This is a genomic window from Amycolatopsis sp. NPDC059657 (assembly GCF_042734395.1).
Taxonomy (GTDB): Bacteria; Actinomycetota; Actinomycetes; order Mycobacteriales; family Pseudonocardiaceae; genus Amycolatopsis.
The window spans coordinates 35,500-49,747 of record NZ_JBHWEB010000026.1 but is presented as its reverse complement, the minus strand read 5'-3'; the positions used below and the strand labels follow the sequence as shown (position 1 = coordinate 49,747).

General features: G+C 64.7%; 11 protein-coding genes and 3 pseudogenes. 8 read left to right on the top strand and 6 right to left on the bottom strand.

Going from position 1 to position 14,248, the window contains the following annotated elements; translation table 11 throughout:
• The first annotated feature begins 284 nt into the window (after positions 1 to 284).
• The 5 genes from ACFV15_RS16825 to ACFV15_RS16805 all read left to right on the top strand — a co-directional run bounded on the left by ACFV15_RS16825 (position 285) and on the right by ACFV15_RS16805 (position 5,215).
• A complete protein-coding gene (locus ACFV15_RS16825; protein WP_378351362.1) occupies positions 285 to 602 on the top strand; it encodes a hypothetical protein in 318 nt (105 codons plus the stop codon).
• On the top strand, positions 602 to 2,299 hold the full coding sequence (locus ACFV15_RS16820; protein WP_378351361.1) for an alpha/beta hydrolase: 1,698 nt from the start codon (positions 602 to 604) through the stop codon (positions 2,297 to 2,299). The genes ACFV15_RS16825 and ACFV15_RS16820 overlap by 1 nt, the downstream gene beginning before the upstream one ends.
• A 13-nt stretch (positions 2,300 to 2,312) precedes the next feature.
• On the top strand, positions 2,313 to 2,864 hold the full coding sequence (locus ACFV15_RS16815) for an LppA family lipoprotein (protein ID WP_378351360.1): 552 nt from the start codon (positions 2,313 to 2,315) through the stop codon (positions 2,862 to 2,864).
• A gap of 506 nt (positions 2,865 to 3,370) precedes the next feature.
• On the top strand, positions 3,371 to 4,333 hold the full coding sequence (locus ACFV15_RS16810) for a hypothetical protein (RefSeq protein WP_378351359.1): 963 nt from the start codon (positions 3,371 to 3,373) through the stop codon (positions 4,331 to 4,333).
• 648 nt (positions 4,334 to 4,981) lie between these two features.
• On the top strand, positions 4,982 to 5,215 hold the full coding sequence (locus tag ACFV15_RS16805) for a hypothetical protein (RefSeq protein ID WP_378351358.1): 234 nt from the start codon (positions 4,982 to 4,984) through the stop codon (positions 5,213 to 5,215).
• A gap of 243 nt (positions 5,216 to 5,458) precedes the next feature.
• Here the strand turns inward: ACFV15_RS16805 and ACFV15_RS16800 are convergent, their stop codons facing one another.
• The 5 genes and pseudogenes from ACFV15_RS16800 to istA all read right to left on the bottom strand — a co-directional run bounded on the left by ACFV15_RS16800 (position 5,459) and on the right by istA (position 9,498).
• Positions 5,459 to 5,824 carry a hypothetical protein gene (locus ACFV15_RS16800; protein ID WP_378351357.1) on the bottom strand — a complete coding sequence of 122 codons (366 nt, stop codon included), beginning with the start codon at positions 5,822 to 5,824 and terminating at the stop codon, positions 5,459 to 5,461.
• A gap of 229 nt (positions 5,825 to 6,053) precedes the next feature.
• Positions 6,054 to 6,284, bottom strand: a pseudogene (locus ACFV15_RS16795) (IS30 family transposase); the annotation flags it as partial.
• Positions 6,285 to 6,689: 405 nt separating this feature from the next.
• Positions 6,690 to 7,250, bottom strand: a complete 561-nt coding sequence (locus ACFV15_RS16790; protein WP_378351356.1) for a hypothetical protein — start codon at positions 7,248 to 7,250, stop codon at positions 6,690 to 6,692.
• 204 nt (positions 7,251 to 7,454) lie between these two features.
• A pseudogene (gene istB, locus ACFV15_RS16785) lies at positions 7,455 to 8,256 on the bottom strand (IS21-like element helper ATPase IstB).
• Positions 8,256 to 9,498: pseudogene (gene istA / locus ACFV15_RS16780) on the bottom strand (IS21 family transposase). The pseudogenes istB and istA overlap by 1 nt, the downstream one beginning before the upstream one ends.
• Before the next feature lie 350 nt (positions 9,499 to 9,848).
• Between istA and ACFV15_RS16775 the strand changes: the two are divergent.
• The 3 genes from ACFV15_RS16775 to ACFV15_RS16765 all read left to right on the top strand — a co-directional run bounded on the left by ACFV15_RS16775 (position 9,849) and on the right by ACFV15_RS16765 (position 11,783).
• The gene (locus ACFV15_RS16775) at positions 9,849 to 10,262 is read left to right on the top strand and encodes a hypothetical protein (RefSeq protein ID WP_378351355.1); all 414 of its coding nucleotides are present in this window, start codon (positions 9,849 to 9,851) and stop codon (positions 10,260 to 10,262) included.
• Between the two features lie 648 nt (positions 10,263 to 10,910).
• The gene (locus ACFV15_RS16770; RefSeq protein WP_378351354.1) at positions 10,911 to 11,183 is read left to right on the top strand and encodes a hypothetical protein; all 273 of its coding nucleotides are present in this window, start codon (positions 10,911 to 10,913) and stop codon (positions 11,181 to 11,183) included.
• Between the two features lie 54 nt (positions 11,184 to 11,237).
• Complete coding sequence (locus tag ACFV15_RS16765) at positions 11,238 to 11,783, top strand: hypothetical protein (RefSeq protein ID WP_378351353.1); 546 nt, start codon at positions 11,238 to 11,240, stop codon at positions 11,781 to 11,783.
• Between the two features lie 346 nt (positions 11,784 to 12,129).
• On the opposite strand, the gene ACFV15_RS16760 is transcribed toward ACFV15_RS16765, so the two are convergent.
• A complete protein-coding gene (locus ACFV15_RS16760; protein WP_378351352.1) occupies positions 12,130 to 14,139 on the bottom strand; it encodes an RICIN domain-containing protein in 2,010 nt (669 codons plus the stop codon).
• Positions 14,140 to 14,248: the final 109 nt, after the last annotated feature.

Below are 14,248 nucleotides of genomic sequence, written 5' to 3'. Positions count from 1 at the left end.
CAACTCTGCGGCGGGCGATCGCTGACGGGAGCGCGCGCCGGCGAGCACCGGCGAGTTGGTTAAGCAGCTCGAGGAGGCGGCCGTGCGCGCTCGTGCGCAGCTGCCCTTGCGGGATCGCGACGGTCCGGCAGCGGCTGGTGAGAGTTGAGTAGATCTACTCAACTGGGTGTGGGTAGATCCGCGTGAATCCCTGTTTCTCCTGTTCAAGGCTGGTTTGACGGGTTGAGTGAGCATGTCTTTCTGCCGTAGGGTGACTGGGTGGTTACCAGCGGTGGGGAGGCGTTGTGAGCTCGGGTTATCAGGTTGCGATCGAGAAGATCCGCAGTACCGGCGAGGCGGCGGGCAAGGTTGCTGAGGGGCTGCGCGGGGCCGGGTGCGCCCAGGCGGTACCGGCGGGTGATCTGGGGATGCCGGGGTCTCGAGCGGCGTTGAGGATGGCGGAGGTCAAGCACGTCTTGGTGTATCGGCAGCTGGGTTTCGAGTCCCGGCTGGACACGCACGCGGGCAACATGGCCAAGGCGGCTGATCACTATGCGGCGCAGGAGTCGGCCGCGGAGACGGACATCACTGCCGGTGCGCGGGGTCCGGTGAAGGCGAACTGATGGTCGGCTGGTCTGAGGTGTCGCGGTGGAACCATGCGGTGTTGCAGGACGCAGTGGGAGCGATCAATTCCGCCTACAACAAACTAGTGGCGTGCTCGGATGACCTACGCGACGTCAACACCCCGTACGGGTGGCACGGCGAGGCGGCCAGCACCGCTGCCGGCGAAGTGAACCAGATCATCGACGGTCTCGAGGAGTTCGCGGCGGATATCGCGGCCCTGCGCCGAGCGGCCGGAGATACTGGCGACGCGATCACCGGCGTGCAGAACGGCGTAAGAGAAGCTGAGGCGATCGCGGCGGGCAACCACTTCACGATCGCGGCCGACGGGGCGATCGTCGATGGCGGCGTGCCGGATGTGCCGGCCGATCAGCGGCAGCTGGTGGCGGAGGAACGTGCCCGTCTTGCCGAGGAACTGAAAGACCGGGTGCAAGAGGTTCTGCGGCAAGCTGCCGACATCGATGATGACTTGTGCTCGGTGCTGGACAAGATCCAAGCCGGTCACCTCATCGACACTGGCGGGAACGACAACGAGAACACCAGCCTCGCCGCGGCCGGCAACGCGGGGGCCGCGCTGGCGACAGCCTCGGTTCTAGCGCCACCGCCGGTGGGCGCGGATCCGTCGATGAACGCGGCTTGGTGGGCCGCGTTGTCGGACAAGCAGCGTCAGCGGCTGATCGCTGAGCATCCCGATTGGGTGGGCAACCGGGATGGAGTCAAGGCGGCTGACCGTAGCAAGGCCAACCTGAACTTGCTGGAGCAGGAGAAACGTTCTTTCGCTGCCGAGCTGGATCGGCTCCGACGCGTAGACGGCGATTCGGACGAGATCGCCCGGTTGGAGCAGCGGTTGAAGGCGCTGGACTCGATCACCGGCATGATGCACAACCCGGATGGCACCGTGAATCCGAATCGGCAGCTGATGTCGCTGGACATGACTGGCGACCACCCGAAGGCCGCGATCGCGAACGGCGACGTGGATACCGCTCAGCATGTGGCGGTGTTCACTCCCGGGATGAACTCTACGGTTGACGGGAATATGAACGGTTACGTCAACGACATGCAAGGTGTTCGCCGTAGTGCGGAGGACATGTTGCGTCGTGCTGGCGATATGTCGAACGTCGCGACGGTTACGTGGATCGGCTACGAGCCGAGCACCGGCGATGATCCCAGTTCCTTGTTGGGGTTGGCTACGGGCGAGAACGCCGGGATCGGCGGGGATAAGCTCGCGAAATTCGATCAGGGCATCAACGCAGCCCGCACGAGCGATCCGCATTTGACCGCGTTGGGGCATTCGCAGGGTTCGATCGTGACCGGGGTCAGTCTCACTCACGGTGGTACGGGGGTTGATGACGCGGTGGTGTTCGGTAGTCCTGGTGTAGCGGATCATTTCGGGGTCGACAACACCGCGCACGACTTGAAAGTGCCCGATGGGCACGCTTACAACATCACCGCGGATGGTGATCCGGTCGCGCAGTGGGTGCCGGAGACCTGGCGGTATGGGCGTGCCCCGTATGCGATGGACGGCATGGTCCAGCTGTCGGCGGACGCGGCCACGGGGCCGGACGGTGCGCCGCTTGCCGGGTCGCACGGGCACAGCGAGTACACCAGAACCACGCCGGAGGGTGTGGACAGCACGAGTAAGCACAACATCGCGGCGATCGTGGCTGGCAAGCCGCAGTTGACGGTCCCGGCCCACTAGGAAAGTTGTTCACGTGTTGTCACGAGTATGGCCGATCGCCGCGGTGTTGACCGGCGTCTTGCTGCTGGCCGGGTGCAGCGGCGGCCACGAATACCTTGATCCTCAACCCACGGGACCCTCGATGTCGAAGCAACAGCAGCAGGCGCAACTGGCGACTCGGCCGACTCTGGATGACGCGGTCGCGGGCTATGAGAAGCTCCGCGCGGCAATCCGGGACCGGCTCACTAGTGAGTTTGGTGTCGCGCAGTGGGTTGAGGAGCCCAATTCGGCTGAGTTCGCGGGGTGTGCTCCGCAATTCCCGGATGTGACCGAGCAGGAGGCGAGTAAGAAGTTCCTGTCGCGCTGGTCGTCGCCGACTTCTCTCCTAGCTCGTTGGGGTGAGGTGAAGGAGGTGGTGCGCGAGGTCGCTAGCGGGTCCGGTTTCACCACGGTGGCTTTGGACACGAACCAGGCCGGCGACGCCGAGCTCACTCTCACTGACCAGCTCGGTGCGCAGCTGTCGGTCGGGTCAGGGAAGAACACCGTGGTCGCGTTGACCACTGGGTGCCACCTCGTCAGGAAGTAGCGCGACCTCACGGATCGGCATCGGGGAGGCCGGGTGAACAAACCGCCATCATTTGGGCTCGACCGCGGGGAGGCGCAGTCTCGGCGTGATGTGCTTTTCGCGACGGTGTGCTGGTTGCTCGCTGCCGCCACTGGTGTCGGCGGCGTGGCACACGAACTTGGCTCGGTTGCCGGCCTACCTGTACGCGGCGCTTAGGGCTCGATTCACCCCGGCTGGGGGTCTGTCCCGCGATCGGTGTTTCCGGCGTTGTTGATCAGTAGGTTTCGGCTACCGGCATTTCTGCGTTGTGGCGGGAACCTATGAAACAGCAGCCAGAGGGGAACGTGTGGCACCCCGGTCCGGGCTAGTACTCCTTGAACGTGCACGGCACCGTGATCAACGCCCGATGGCGCAGCGAGTGCCCTGAACCTCTGCGGGGGATCAACGTTGAGGTGGACCGGCATCAGTTGGAAGCCCTAAGCACGGAGATGTGGCTCGGTTGTCCTTCGAGGTGGCATCCTTGGATCATGCAGTGGACGGACGACATGACCGCGCGCCTTGCTCGTGGAACATCGGCACGCGCACTTGTCTTGTATCTGCGAGCGGCGGACGAGGAGGGGACAAGCCGTCGCGATGTCCTCGCTGTCTTGACCGAGCGGTTCGCGCTGTCGTTCGACGATGCGCGGCTTGCGATGGACCGTGTCGGGGGCGGAGTCGTTCGTGCCGCGTCCGGCAACCAAGCGAACGAGCCGGATCCCGTCAAGGACCCGTTGGCGTGGACGTCATACCGGCTCACGCTCGGACTACCCGTCGAGGAAGATGCGCTCGAGCCATCGCTCGAGGAGCGGGCGGCCGCGGAGGCTCTCCTGGAGCGAGCGAGGCGTGGCGAGCCCACCCATGGCACCGAAGACGTCGCCGTAGCGCTTGAGGTGGCGCGATTGGCGGTCGCGTCGGAGGAGCCGGATCGGACGCGCTTCTACCTTCTCCTCGAAGCAGCGACGTCACTATCGGTCGCCGCTGAAGCGTGCATCGACCGATTGGGGCCGCAGCCTTGTGCCCCGGAAGGTTCCCAGGAGTGGGTCGACGGTGTCGCGCTCGCCGCGGCTGCCCGTCAGGTCACCGCGAAGTTCGCCGCTCAGCCCGACCCGGAGCTCGAGGAGCAAGGCCTGGGACTGGTAGGACGCATCGTCACCCGGCTGCTGGGCCAATGTCACGCCTTCGTTGGGCGAGTGATGATCGAGTCGGCCCGCTGCATACAGCGCAACGGCGATCCTGGCCGAGCCGCCCGGCACGTCGAGGCGGTACTGGCCGACTTCGAGGTTCTGCTCGATCGGTTCGAGGATGACGCTCCGTTCGACGAGGATGTGATCGCCCTTGAGTACCTGCTGGCCGCCGTCGAGCTCAGCATCGAGGTAAGAGGCAGTTCTACCGAGCTCGAAGCCCTTCGCAGCAGGACCAAGCAAGTACTTAGCCGCTCGTTGCCGGACTGAGCGAAAGCATCAGCACGACACGTACACGATGACGAGGCTGGGCGGTGGCCGGCCTACCGCCGACCGCCCGGGACCTGCGAGCCCTGCCACCGGCTTCCTGATACCTGCCACGCTCCGGTCGCGTCCCCGGTCATACCGCCACCTCGCCGCAATCATGCGCAACCGACTCAACCAATCCAGTACCGGCTCGATCTCATCAACGGGTTCCTCACCAAACCGGACTCACCCCCGAGGCCAAGCCGCCACGGCCAGATTCTGGCCTTTCAACGTCTGTAGCGGACTTCTTCGTTGCCGACCAGTCGCCGCTGGCGCGACGAGGCTGTACCGGAGGTCAAAGGTGAGCCGGGCCCGATAACTGCGACAGGCTGTAGGGGGTGATTCGCGTCGCGGTTGATCCGGCGGAAGCAGTCGTCACAGTCGGCACCCTCTGATTTCGACCATAGACAAACGTCCTCATCTGCCGCGAGTCGAGCACCCGTGGACCGCCACGAGGGATGCGCGCTCGTGCCGATGAGCATGCGCCCGTACCATTGCTTCGTTGACCTAGAGGGGAAGCCGTTGGATCTCACGGATCGGCTGACAGCTGTCACGATGCTTTTCGACGCTCACAACGAGGCGCCGTTCCCGAGCCGGTGGCGAGGTGCCGACGTGGCCGGCTTCGACATGGTGATGCTTGATGCGGACCCAGCCGGTTGTGTCTCCGTCTGGCTGAAGCGACAAGGTCTTCTGGATGACGGGAGATGGAACGTCCTCGCCGAATGCGAACAGCGACTCGTTCGGGTTATCCCCGAGTTGGACGCCTACGGTCGCGAGTACTACCAAAGACTCCTGGACATGACGGTACTGATACTGGATGCGGACTGCCCGCAGCGGCAGCACTGATAGCCCTCGCCTGGCGACACCGGACCCATTTTCAGGAAGTCAACCTCCGCTCATGCCGCGGAGCGAACTACCGAGAGGCACGCTCGAGCTAGTGAGCGGCCGCGATATCGCAAGCTCTTGAGTTCCAAGGTGCGCTAACGTATAAGCGGGTGTTCCACACGATGTGTACCGCCGCCGAGTAGTCGCGTGTTAAGCACACGTGACACGCGATTACTCGGAACGGTGATCGTCACGCCATCTCCGTCACGGTTCTGTTTCTCCGACAGCCTTAGCCAATGCGTTCGCCAAAGCCAAAACATTCTCCCTGAAGAATCCAATCTTGATATAGAAGTCCTCTTCCGAGGCGAAGAGACTACACACGGAAAGCAGCACCGAGTGAATTGTGTGCAAATCGTCGATCGAGAGCGACGATTCTTCGCCGCTTTTGATCTGCTCGTAAAGTTCGGAAAGTTTGGCGCGACTGCAACCAACCCGAGTTTTCAGAGCGTGATCAAGCTCCCTTCGGTCACGCATGAAGAGCAGTGCTGACTCAAGCACCGAACGCTGCGGCCCAGCAGTTCGGACTACATACCTGTCGGCCGATGAGGCGACAAAAATCCTGGTCATCACAGTTTGACATATCTCCCACTGTTAAGGAACGTATCGTAGCTGTATTGGTAGCCATGGATTATATACGAGTTCTCGATGATCAGCGTCCCGCGTACTTGATCGTAGCCAACCAGCGCCTGCGTCTTCGTATCCCTGTACTTAAGCCTACCTCGCCACGAGGCGAAATAGTCGGCAAGAGCAGGCAAGTCATGCCCAATGCCTGGGGGTCTCATGGTCCAGAGCCTTAGATTCAACCGGTCAAGGCAACACTCTCGGCCGGTGTGCGGAATCCTAGGCACTTGCGGGGCCGGTTGTTGAGTTTCGCGGCGATGGTGTCGAGGTCGTGCTGGCTGAATGTGGCCAGGTTTGTCCCCTTGGGCAGGTACTGCCGCAGCAGTTTGTTCGTGTTCTCGTTCGTGCCGCGTTGCCAGGGACTACGCGGAGCGGCGAAGAACACGTCGACGCCGGTGTCGGTGCTGAACCGCCAAGGCGTCGCGGTCGAGCGACTCATGCGCGAACTCGGGCTACGTGGCCTGCTGCGCGACAAGTCTCCCCGCACGACACATCCGGCGGCGGAGACCGGAAGGCCCGCTGAACTGAATCGCCCTAAGGGGCTTGCTTGAGCCGTGTGCATCGACGAGATGCACGCACGGTTCTGAGGGGGCGGGGCGCAGCAATGCGTCCCGCCTACCCGGCGATGTCGGCGTCACCGTGGGTCGGTAACGACCACACGGTGGCGGCTTCAGTTCGATCCACACCTGCCGACGCTGATCAGACTCCGCACACCGGCCTACGCCTCCTCGCTCCGACGACGGCGGCGTGACCCATCCCCCGCCGCCCGCGGACCGGAACTCCGCCCATCCCTGATCTCGGTGGCCCCGGCCGGCTACTGCGGGCGTGCGGGAAGGTCGGCGAGGAACGTCGCGGGCACAGCACGCGGACGGCGGGGGCCCCAGCCCCCGCCGGCGAACAGGACGACGCACGAGCGGCCCGTGCCGCCGACCCACCCAGGCTGCGCGCGATCGAACGCCGACAGCGGAGGGCGGTGCCACAAGCTGGCTCCGCCCCGCAGCCGAGCACCATCGCCGTCGCGGTACCGGACGACGTAGTCGAGCTTCCGCTCGGGATCCACCGATGGCCCGGGGACCGCGGCGAGGGCGGCTGCGAGGCACCCTGCCGGTTCCCTCACGATCACCGCCTGGACCGTCACGGCTCGCCAGCCGGTGCGCCGGACCGACTCATAGCGCATCCACCACAGCACCGCCCCCGGCGTGAAGCACACCGACGCCGCGATCACCACAAACGCGCCGAACGACAAGATGTCGCTGCCGCTGCTGTACGGGACCAGCAGGACCACCAGCCCGACCACCCAGGCCAGACCGCACGCCGTCGCCCGCAGTGCGACCGCCCCCACCCGCTCCAGCTCGCGAGCCAGTTCCGCCTCCATCACCCCAGCGTACAAACCTCGCCGACGTCGAAGCCGCCACGAAATTCCTGGTGGCCGGATCCTGCTGATCCCACCATGTGTCATCCACCAACCAGTGGACAGCGTTAGTGAGGTCAGGCCATCGCGTGTCTCTGTCAACGGCGGCTGAATTCTGACCCCTTTCCGGCATCTGAATCTTGACCCCTTGCATGTCAGTTGATCTTGTTATTCTTCGGTTGTGCCGGCAGCGGGAACGCGGCCGAGGTCGCGGTTCTTGAGCCGGTAGCTGTCGCCTTTGAGGGCGATCACCTCGGCGTGGTGGACGAGGCGGTCGATCATGGCGGCGGCGACCACGTCGTCGCCGAACACCTCGCCCCACCGGCCGAAGACCTTGTTGGATGTGACGATCAAGCTCGCCCGCTCGTAGCGGGACGACACGAGCTGGAAGAACAGGTTCGCCGCTTCGGGCTCGAACGGGATGTAGCCGACCTCGTCGACCACGAGCAGCGGAACCCTGCCCAGTTTGACCAGTTCCTGTTGCAGCCGTCCGGCGTGATGCGCCTCGGCGAGGCGGGCGACCCATTCGGCGGCGGTGGCGAACAACGCGCGGTGCCCGGATTGGCAGGCCCGCATCGCCAGGCCGATCGCGAGATGGGTCTTCCCGGTGCCCGGCGGCCCGAGAAACACGACATTCTCTTTACCGACAACGAAATCCAGAGTTCCCAGGTGCGCGATCGTGTCGCGTTTGAGTCCGCGAGCGTGGTCGAAATCGAACTCCTCCAACGATTTGCGGGCCGGGAACCGGGCCGCACGGATCCTGCCCTCGCCGCCGTGAGACTCACGCGCGGCGACCTCGCGTTGCAGACAGGCGACGAGGAACTCCTCATGCGTCCAGGATTCCGCCCTCGCCCGCTCCGGCCAGCCGGTCCACCGACTCGCGCAGGGTCGGCGCTTTCAACGCCCGGGTCAGGTAAGCGACCTCCGCGGTCAGATCCCGCGAACTCGTGGTCTTCTTCACGACCGCCATCAGGCCACCCCACCCTCGTCCTCGACACCGAGCGCGGCGTCGTAGTCGGCCAGGCGCCGGACTTCGACCTCAGGTTCCGGCGCGGGCCGCAATACACCAATCCGCTTGCGGCGCAACGACTTCGCCGCGGCGACATGCTCAGGATTGGAGATCGTCTGATGCCGCGCCCAGATCCGCTCGTGATCGGCGACGGTCTTCCCGTCACAGAACACCCGCACCCGGTCCAGATCCGCGACCACCTCGATTCGGCGGCCGATCACCGCCGGGTGCACCGAATAGTCGTTGGAATCGAGCCGGATGTAGTGATCCCGCGCCAGCCTGCTCGTCTCCCGCCAGCCCACCACCGGAGCCACCGGCGGCAACTCGAGCATCGCCGCCTTGTCGCCGACGATCCGGTCGGCCGGAGCGCATCCCAGCGCCCGCCGAGTGCGGGTGCGCACGGTCGCCAGCCAACCCGCCAGCTGCGTGTTGAACTCCGCCGGCGAAGCGAACACCCGCCCCGGCAGGAACGACCGCTCCAGATGATCATGCGCACGTTCGACCAGGCCCTTGGCCTCCGGGTCCGCCGGCCGGCAAACGATCACCTTCGTGCCCAGCGTCCCGCGAAACGCCTGGCACTCCGCCGTCAGCTCGCTGCGCCCGCCGCGCCACCGGCCGATCGCGCCCTCACCATCCCAGACCAGCACCCGCGGCACCGCGCCGAGCTGCTCGATCAGCCGCCACCACCCGGCGAACAGGTCCTCCGCGCCCCGCGACGGGATCAGCACCGCCGAGAGCCACCGCGAATACCCGGTGACCATGGTCAGCACCGGCAACCGGGCCGGTTTGCGCACCTGCCCGAACCCGACCGGCAGCGTGATCGGCGGGAACCACAAATCGCACTGTGCGATCTCGCCTGCCACGTAGTTCGTGCGCGATGCCGGGTCCGGCGACAGATACACCGGCCGCAACGCCGCCACCCGCGCCGAGAGCACCCCGGATCGACCGCGTCCAGCCGATCCGCTCCGCGATCACCGTCGCCGGCATCGTCGGAAACGCCTGCAACAGCTCACGAATCCGAGGCTCCACCTCGTCCACAATCGACCCCTGCGGCGCCCGCACATACTTCGGCGGCGCATCCGAAGCCAGCGCGGCACGCACAGTGTTGCGCGAAATACCCAACACCCGAGCGATCGCCTTGATCGGCAACCCCTCCGACCTGCGCAAACGACGAATCTCAGCCCAATCCTCCACGGACAACACCCTTCGTCCTCCCTGGCTCGGTTCCAGCCAGAGTCACCGGACAAGGGGTCAAAATTCAGATGCCACGCCGTGATCAGTTTTCACTCGCCGTCGACAGTCTCGTCCCGCGTCGTCCAGCACTGGAGGTTCTGCCGCGAGCACTTCGAGTGCGACGAGCACGTCCTCGCACCGCCCGGGCCATGCGATGTCCACGGATTTATCGTTCCAGACAGCTGGCCGCGTCCGCTCAGCGCGCCTCCCTGGGGCGCCCTCAGTCAAGGTCGAGAAAGCCGTGAAACGATCATGAAGTGATCGGATTGCCCAGAAGTCGTCGAGTTTGGCGTGTGCGATGGTGGGTTCGTTTGCTTTCCGTGGCGGTGCCGCTGCTGCTATCGCCATTCGTGTGGTTCCAGCCTTCGCTGCTCAACCCGGAGTGGCAGCGCGATGGCATGCCCGCGTCCGAATGGTTCTGGGCCGCGGTGCTCTACGTCGCCATGGGGCTGCTGGTGTGGTCGGCGTTTCGCTCACGCATTGAACTCTGCGGTGACCAATTACGTGTGGTCAATCCTTGGCGAAGCCGCATACTTTCGGCAGCTGATGTAGTCGATGTCAGCCCCGGAAGTCTCGGCGTGGAGTTCTTGCTGTCGTCAGGGAAGGTCGTGGCCGCGTTCGCGGTCCAGTGCACGGCTTTCGACCTCAGTTCGGAACCTCGCTGGGTGGGCGTCGCACGAGAAGTGACCAAACGAGAGCCACTTCAGCAGCAACCTACGAGGTATCGCGACTGACTCCCAAATACCCTTGGTGCTGCTCGGCCGCAAACGCACTCTCAGCGCCACTGATCGGTAGCTTGTCGGCGCACGCTGTGCATCGGGCCAGTTCTGCGTGCCAACGGCGACGGCTTGAGTACGGTGGTGCGATGGACGCCTCGACGACCATCGATTGGTTCGCTTTGCCTGGCCCGACCTGGTATCGCCCGGAGGCAGCCGCTGGCGCTGTTGAAGAGTTAGCGGCGTCGGCTTCGGCTGACAACGCTGCTTTGGCCGTCGGCCGATTGGTCGCCGCAGTGGGCAATGACCATGCTGGCGCGCTGTACCCAGCCGTGGTCCCTGCGATGACCATCCTTCTCAAGGTTATCCGGGACACGCCGGGCAAACCTCGTATCGAGGCGTTGGGTGCGTTGTTGGACTGGCGGGGCTGTTTCGTGCCCGAGCCCGGCTACACCAGCTACCAGGGCGCCGATGGGCGACCTGTCGACCTGCTAGAAGCGGCCGAGCGCCGCATCCGCGACGCAGCGGGACTCCTGCGTGACGTCGCCGCTGACCGGTCCGACGGTAGCTCCGCCAGAAAGCTGGCCAAAGAGCTGCTGGCGCTGATGGACTCCCAGTTCCCCAGGTGCACCACACCTTCGACGCCGACGGAAACAGGATCGACGCATGACGACTCACGGCAATCAGGAACCGACCAGGGACGAGGTCCGGGAAATCCTGCGGGGTCTGATCTCCGGTGAGGTCAGCCCGCGCGAGGCTTCGGATTGGGCGACACCGTGGATCACCGAAGAAGCCGGCGATGTCGAGGACGAGGTCGTGTGGGACGCACTTGATTGGCTCAGCGGTGCTGACATCGAAACCGAGCCCAGCGTATTCCTCCACGGCGACGACGACTTCCGGCACTGGCTCAGGGACTTCGAGTCGAAGGCCGGGTACTGAGGACAAGCCGGTGCTGACACAGGAGTGCCTGCCCTGCCTAGCAGGTGAGGCGGAATGACGCTGCGCAGGGATCTGGCCACGTTGCTCGCAGACGCCGGGATTGTCGACGTGGACGTCGATGAGGCTGTCGCGGACGGGCACGTGCGATCTGCCGCCTATCAGCGCATAGTTGCGGTGGCAGTCGCCTCGCCCAACCGCAACGGTGACCTCTCGATCGTGGCCACCATCCTGCGTGACCCTCAAGAGCTCACGTCCAAGACCGCGGTCGTGGCGCTCGTGGACGAGATCGCGACGCAGACGAGCGATCCGGCCTCCTTCGAGCATTGGGCCGCTGAGCTTCTGCCGGAACTGGATCGCCTCAAAGCGGAAGGCCACCGCGCGTTCATCCGCCAACGTGTTCGCGACTGGTCGCTCTATCTGTCCGTTGCAGAGGGCCAAGTGCCGACGGCGGCGGAGTTGGCGGAGGTCACGGACTGGATGCAGCGCCTCCTTGCCGAAGAGGCAACGTCGGCGCCGGTACTCGACCTGCTCGCCGAGTCCGGCAGCACCAAGAAGATACGTAACATTGCGAAGAGTCGGATCGGACTCCGCGCGGGCTGAGAACCAACTGAGCCAGAAGCTGGAAACCCTCAGGCCGCTCGACGGATGACAAACCGGGTCCCCGTGCGGAAACCAGTCACCATCTCGTTGAGGGGTCCAGGGCCGGCAACGTGTCGGCCACGACGTTAAGTCGGCATAGCTCCAAGCCCAGCAACCAGGTGGCCGGAGTAGTACGTCTTCGATGTATATGCGGCCAGCGTCCGCACTTGTCTTCTTTGTACAGAAAAAGTCCCGCTGGCAAGACCCCGAAGTGTCGAGATCGTGCCAGCGGGCTTGTAAGCCAACTGCAGGTCCGTGTACGCCACCAGGGCCTGCGTTGCACCCGCGCCTCGCGCAGACTGACCGGCTACGTGGTGGTGAGCTGGTGCACCGTCCACCGCTGGTTGAGTTCTCCGGTGCCGTCGTGCTGGATGACGGCCGAGCCGTTGGCGGTGTAGGCGTTCTCGACATCGGCGAATTTGCCGGTGTAGGCGCTAGCCAGGCCGAGGCTGCCGTTGTCGCCTTGGGTGAACACCCACTGCTGTGAGCCGGCGAAGTGGCAGCTGTACTGGATCAGCGGCGCACCGTTGGCAGGATCGCTGTTGAGCATGTCCAGGCATTTGCCGGAGTTCTTGTTCTTGAGCCCGTACTTCTTTTCGCCCAGCGAGATCAGTTCCCACACCTGTTTGGTCCCCTGGGTGCAGTCCCAGATCTCGGTGCGCGCCGAGTCTGCGTTGGCACCGTCGTTGGGTCGGTCTGTGCGGCCGGCGACCTGCAGGCATCGGCCGGAGTCGACGCTTTTGAGCTCAATGGTGCCCGGGGTCATCGCGACGGTCCACGAGACGTGGGTCGGGTCGATGATGCGCCATTTCTGGTCGATCGAGTTGGTGTTGGTGTACTGCACGACGAGGGTCGCGTTGCCTGTTCCGGAGTCCAGCGCGGTGGCGAACTTGCCGGTGGCGACATTGCGCAGCCCGAACGTGCCGTTCACGTCTTCCAAGAACTCCCAGCGCTGGGTGGCCTTCGCGTCGTCGCAGGCGTGCTGGACGACGTGGTCCCCGTCGAGGTCGAGGCAGTGCTTGGAGGCGAGGTTCTGCAGCGTGTACTGGCCGTTGTCCTTGGCCAGTAGCTCCCAGACCTGCTTAGGTCCGCGCTGGCAGTCCCACAGTTCGGTGGTGGCACCGTCGGCGTTGGCGCCTTCGTCCGGCTGGTCCCAAAGACCGGAGACCTGCAGGCAACGCCCGGACTGGGTGCCCTGCAGCTCGATGACACGGTTGTTCTTCGGCTTGATCAGATCCGCCTTGGCAGCGGTGTGCCGTCCCGTATTGAGGAAGTTGTTGCGGTCCGCGACGGTTCCGGCCAGGGCGGCGCGTGCAGCGGCGACGAGATTGGGCTGGAAGCCATCACGCTCGGCCGCGTCGAGGATCACGCGTACCTGACGCTCGGCTTCGATGGCGGCGAGCCGGTCACGCTCGTCGAGGTCGGCCTTGTGCGCGGCGTGCACGCCGGTGTAGATGAACGCCTTCCACGCGGCCGGGTCCCGGTTGTCATAGGCAGCTTGCGCGGCAGCCTTGACCTGGGCGCCGGTGGTGCGGCGGATGATCTCGTAGATGAACTCGTGGTCGGGCAGGTTCTTGTCGGCCTCGGAGGCGACGACGCCCAACGCCGCGGAGAACGCCGCAGCCTTGGCTTCCTGGTTCGCCTTGCGCTCGGCGGCTTCCCTCTCGAGCCGGTCGGCCTCGTCGATCTTGCGCTGGCGATCAATGGCGGCCGCGTCGTGGATGCCCTTGACGATGAAGGCCTGACGCTGCTCCTCAGTGGTCCCCTGCTTGAGGACGACGGCCGCGGCCTTCTTCACGTCGCTGCCCGCCTCGGCACGTTCCCACAGGCGGAAAATGAAATTCTCACTGGTCGCATCGAGCATTTCATCGGTGGCGACAATGCCAAGTTCCTGCGCGGCGGAGCGACGCTCTGTGTCACGCTGCGCTTTGACAGCTTTGGCGATCTGGTCGAGCCGGTCAGCCTCGTAGATGCCGGTCTCAATGTACTTCTTACATGCCAGTTCATCGACATTGTCAGTGAAGGCGCGCAATGCGGCGGCCTTGATCTCAGTGCCTTCTTTGGCCTTCTGCCACAGGGCGATGACGAAGTTCTTGTCGCTGAGCACCAGCAGATCTTCGCGGGCTTGGATGCCCAGCACGCGAGCGGCGGCGATCTTCGCCTCTTCCGACGACTCAGGCACCGTGGCCAGCGCGGACGCCACCGCAGGTGCGGCAAGCGCGGGCGCGGCGGTCACCCCGGCCGCGACCGACGTCGCGACGGCGAGCGCGGCGATCCCCCGCACGCCATAGGTGACAAACGATGTTCTGGTGAACATCAGAAACTTCCCCCCTCATTCAATTAACTGTGCGGCATCACTCGAAAAGAGTAGTCCGGCTCCCCGTAGCCGAATGCCGATCGGACTTTCGCACGCGGTTCGCGTTACA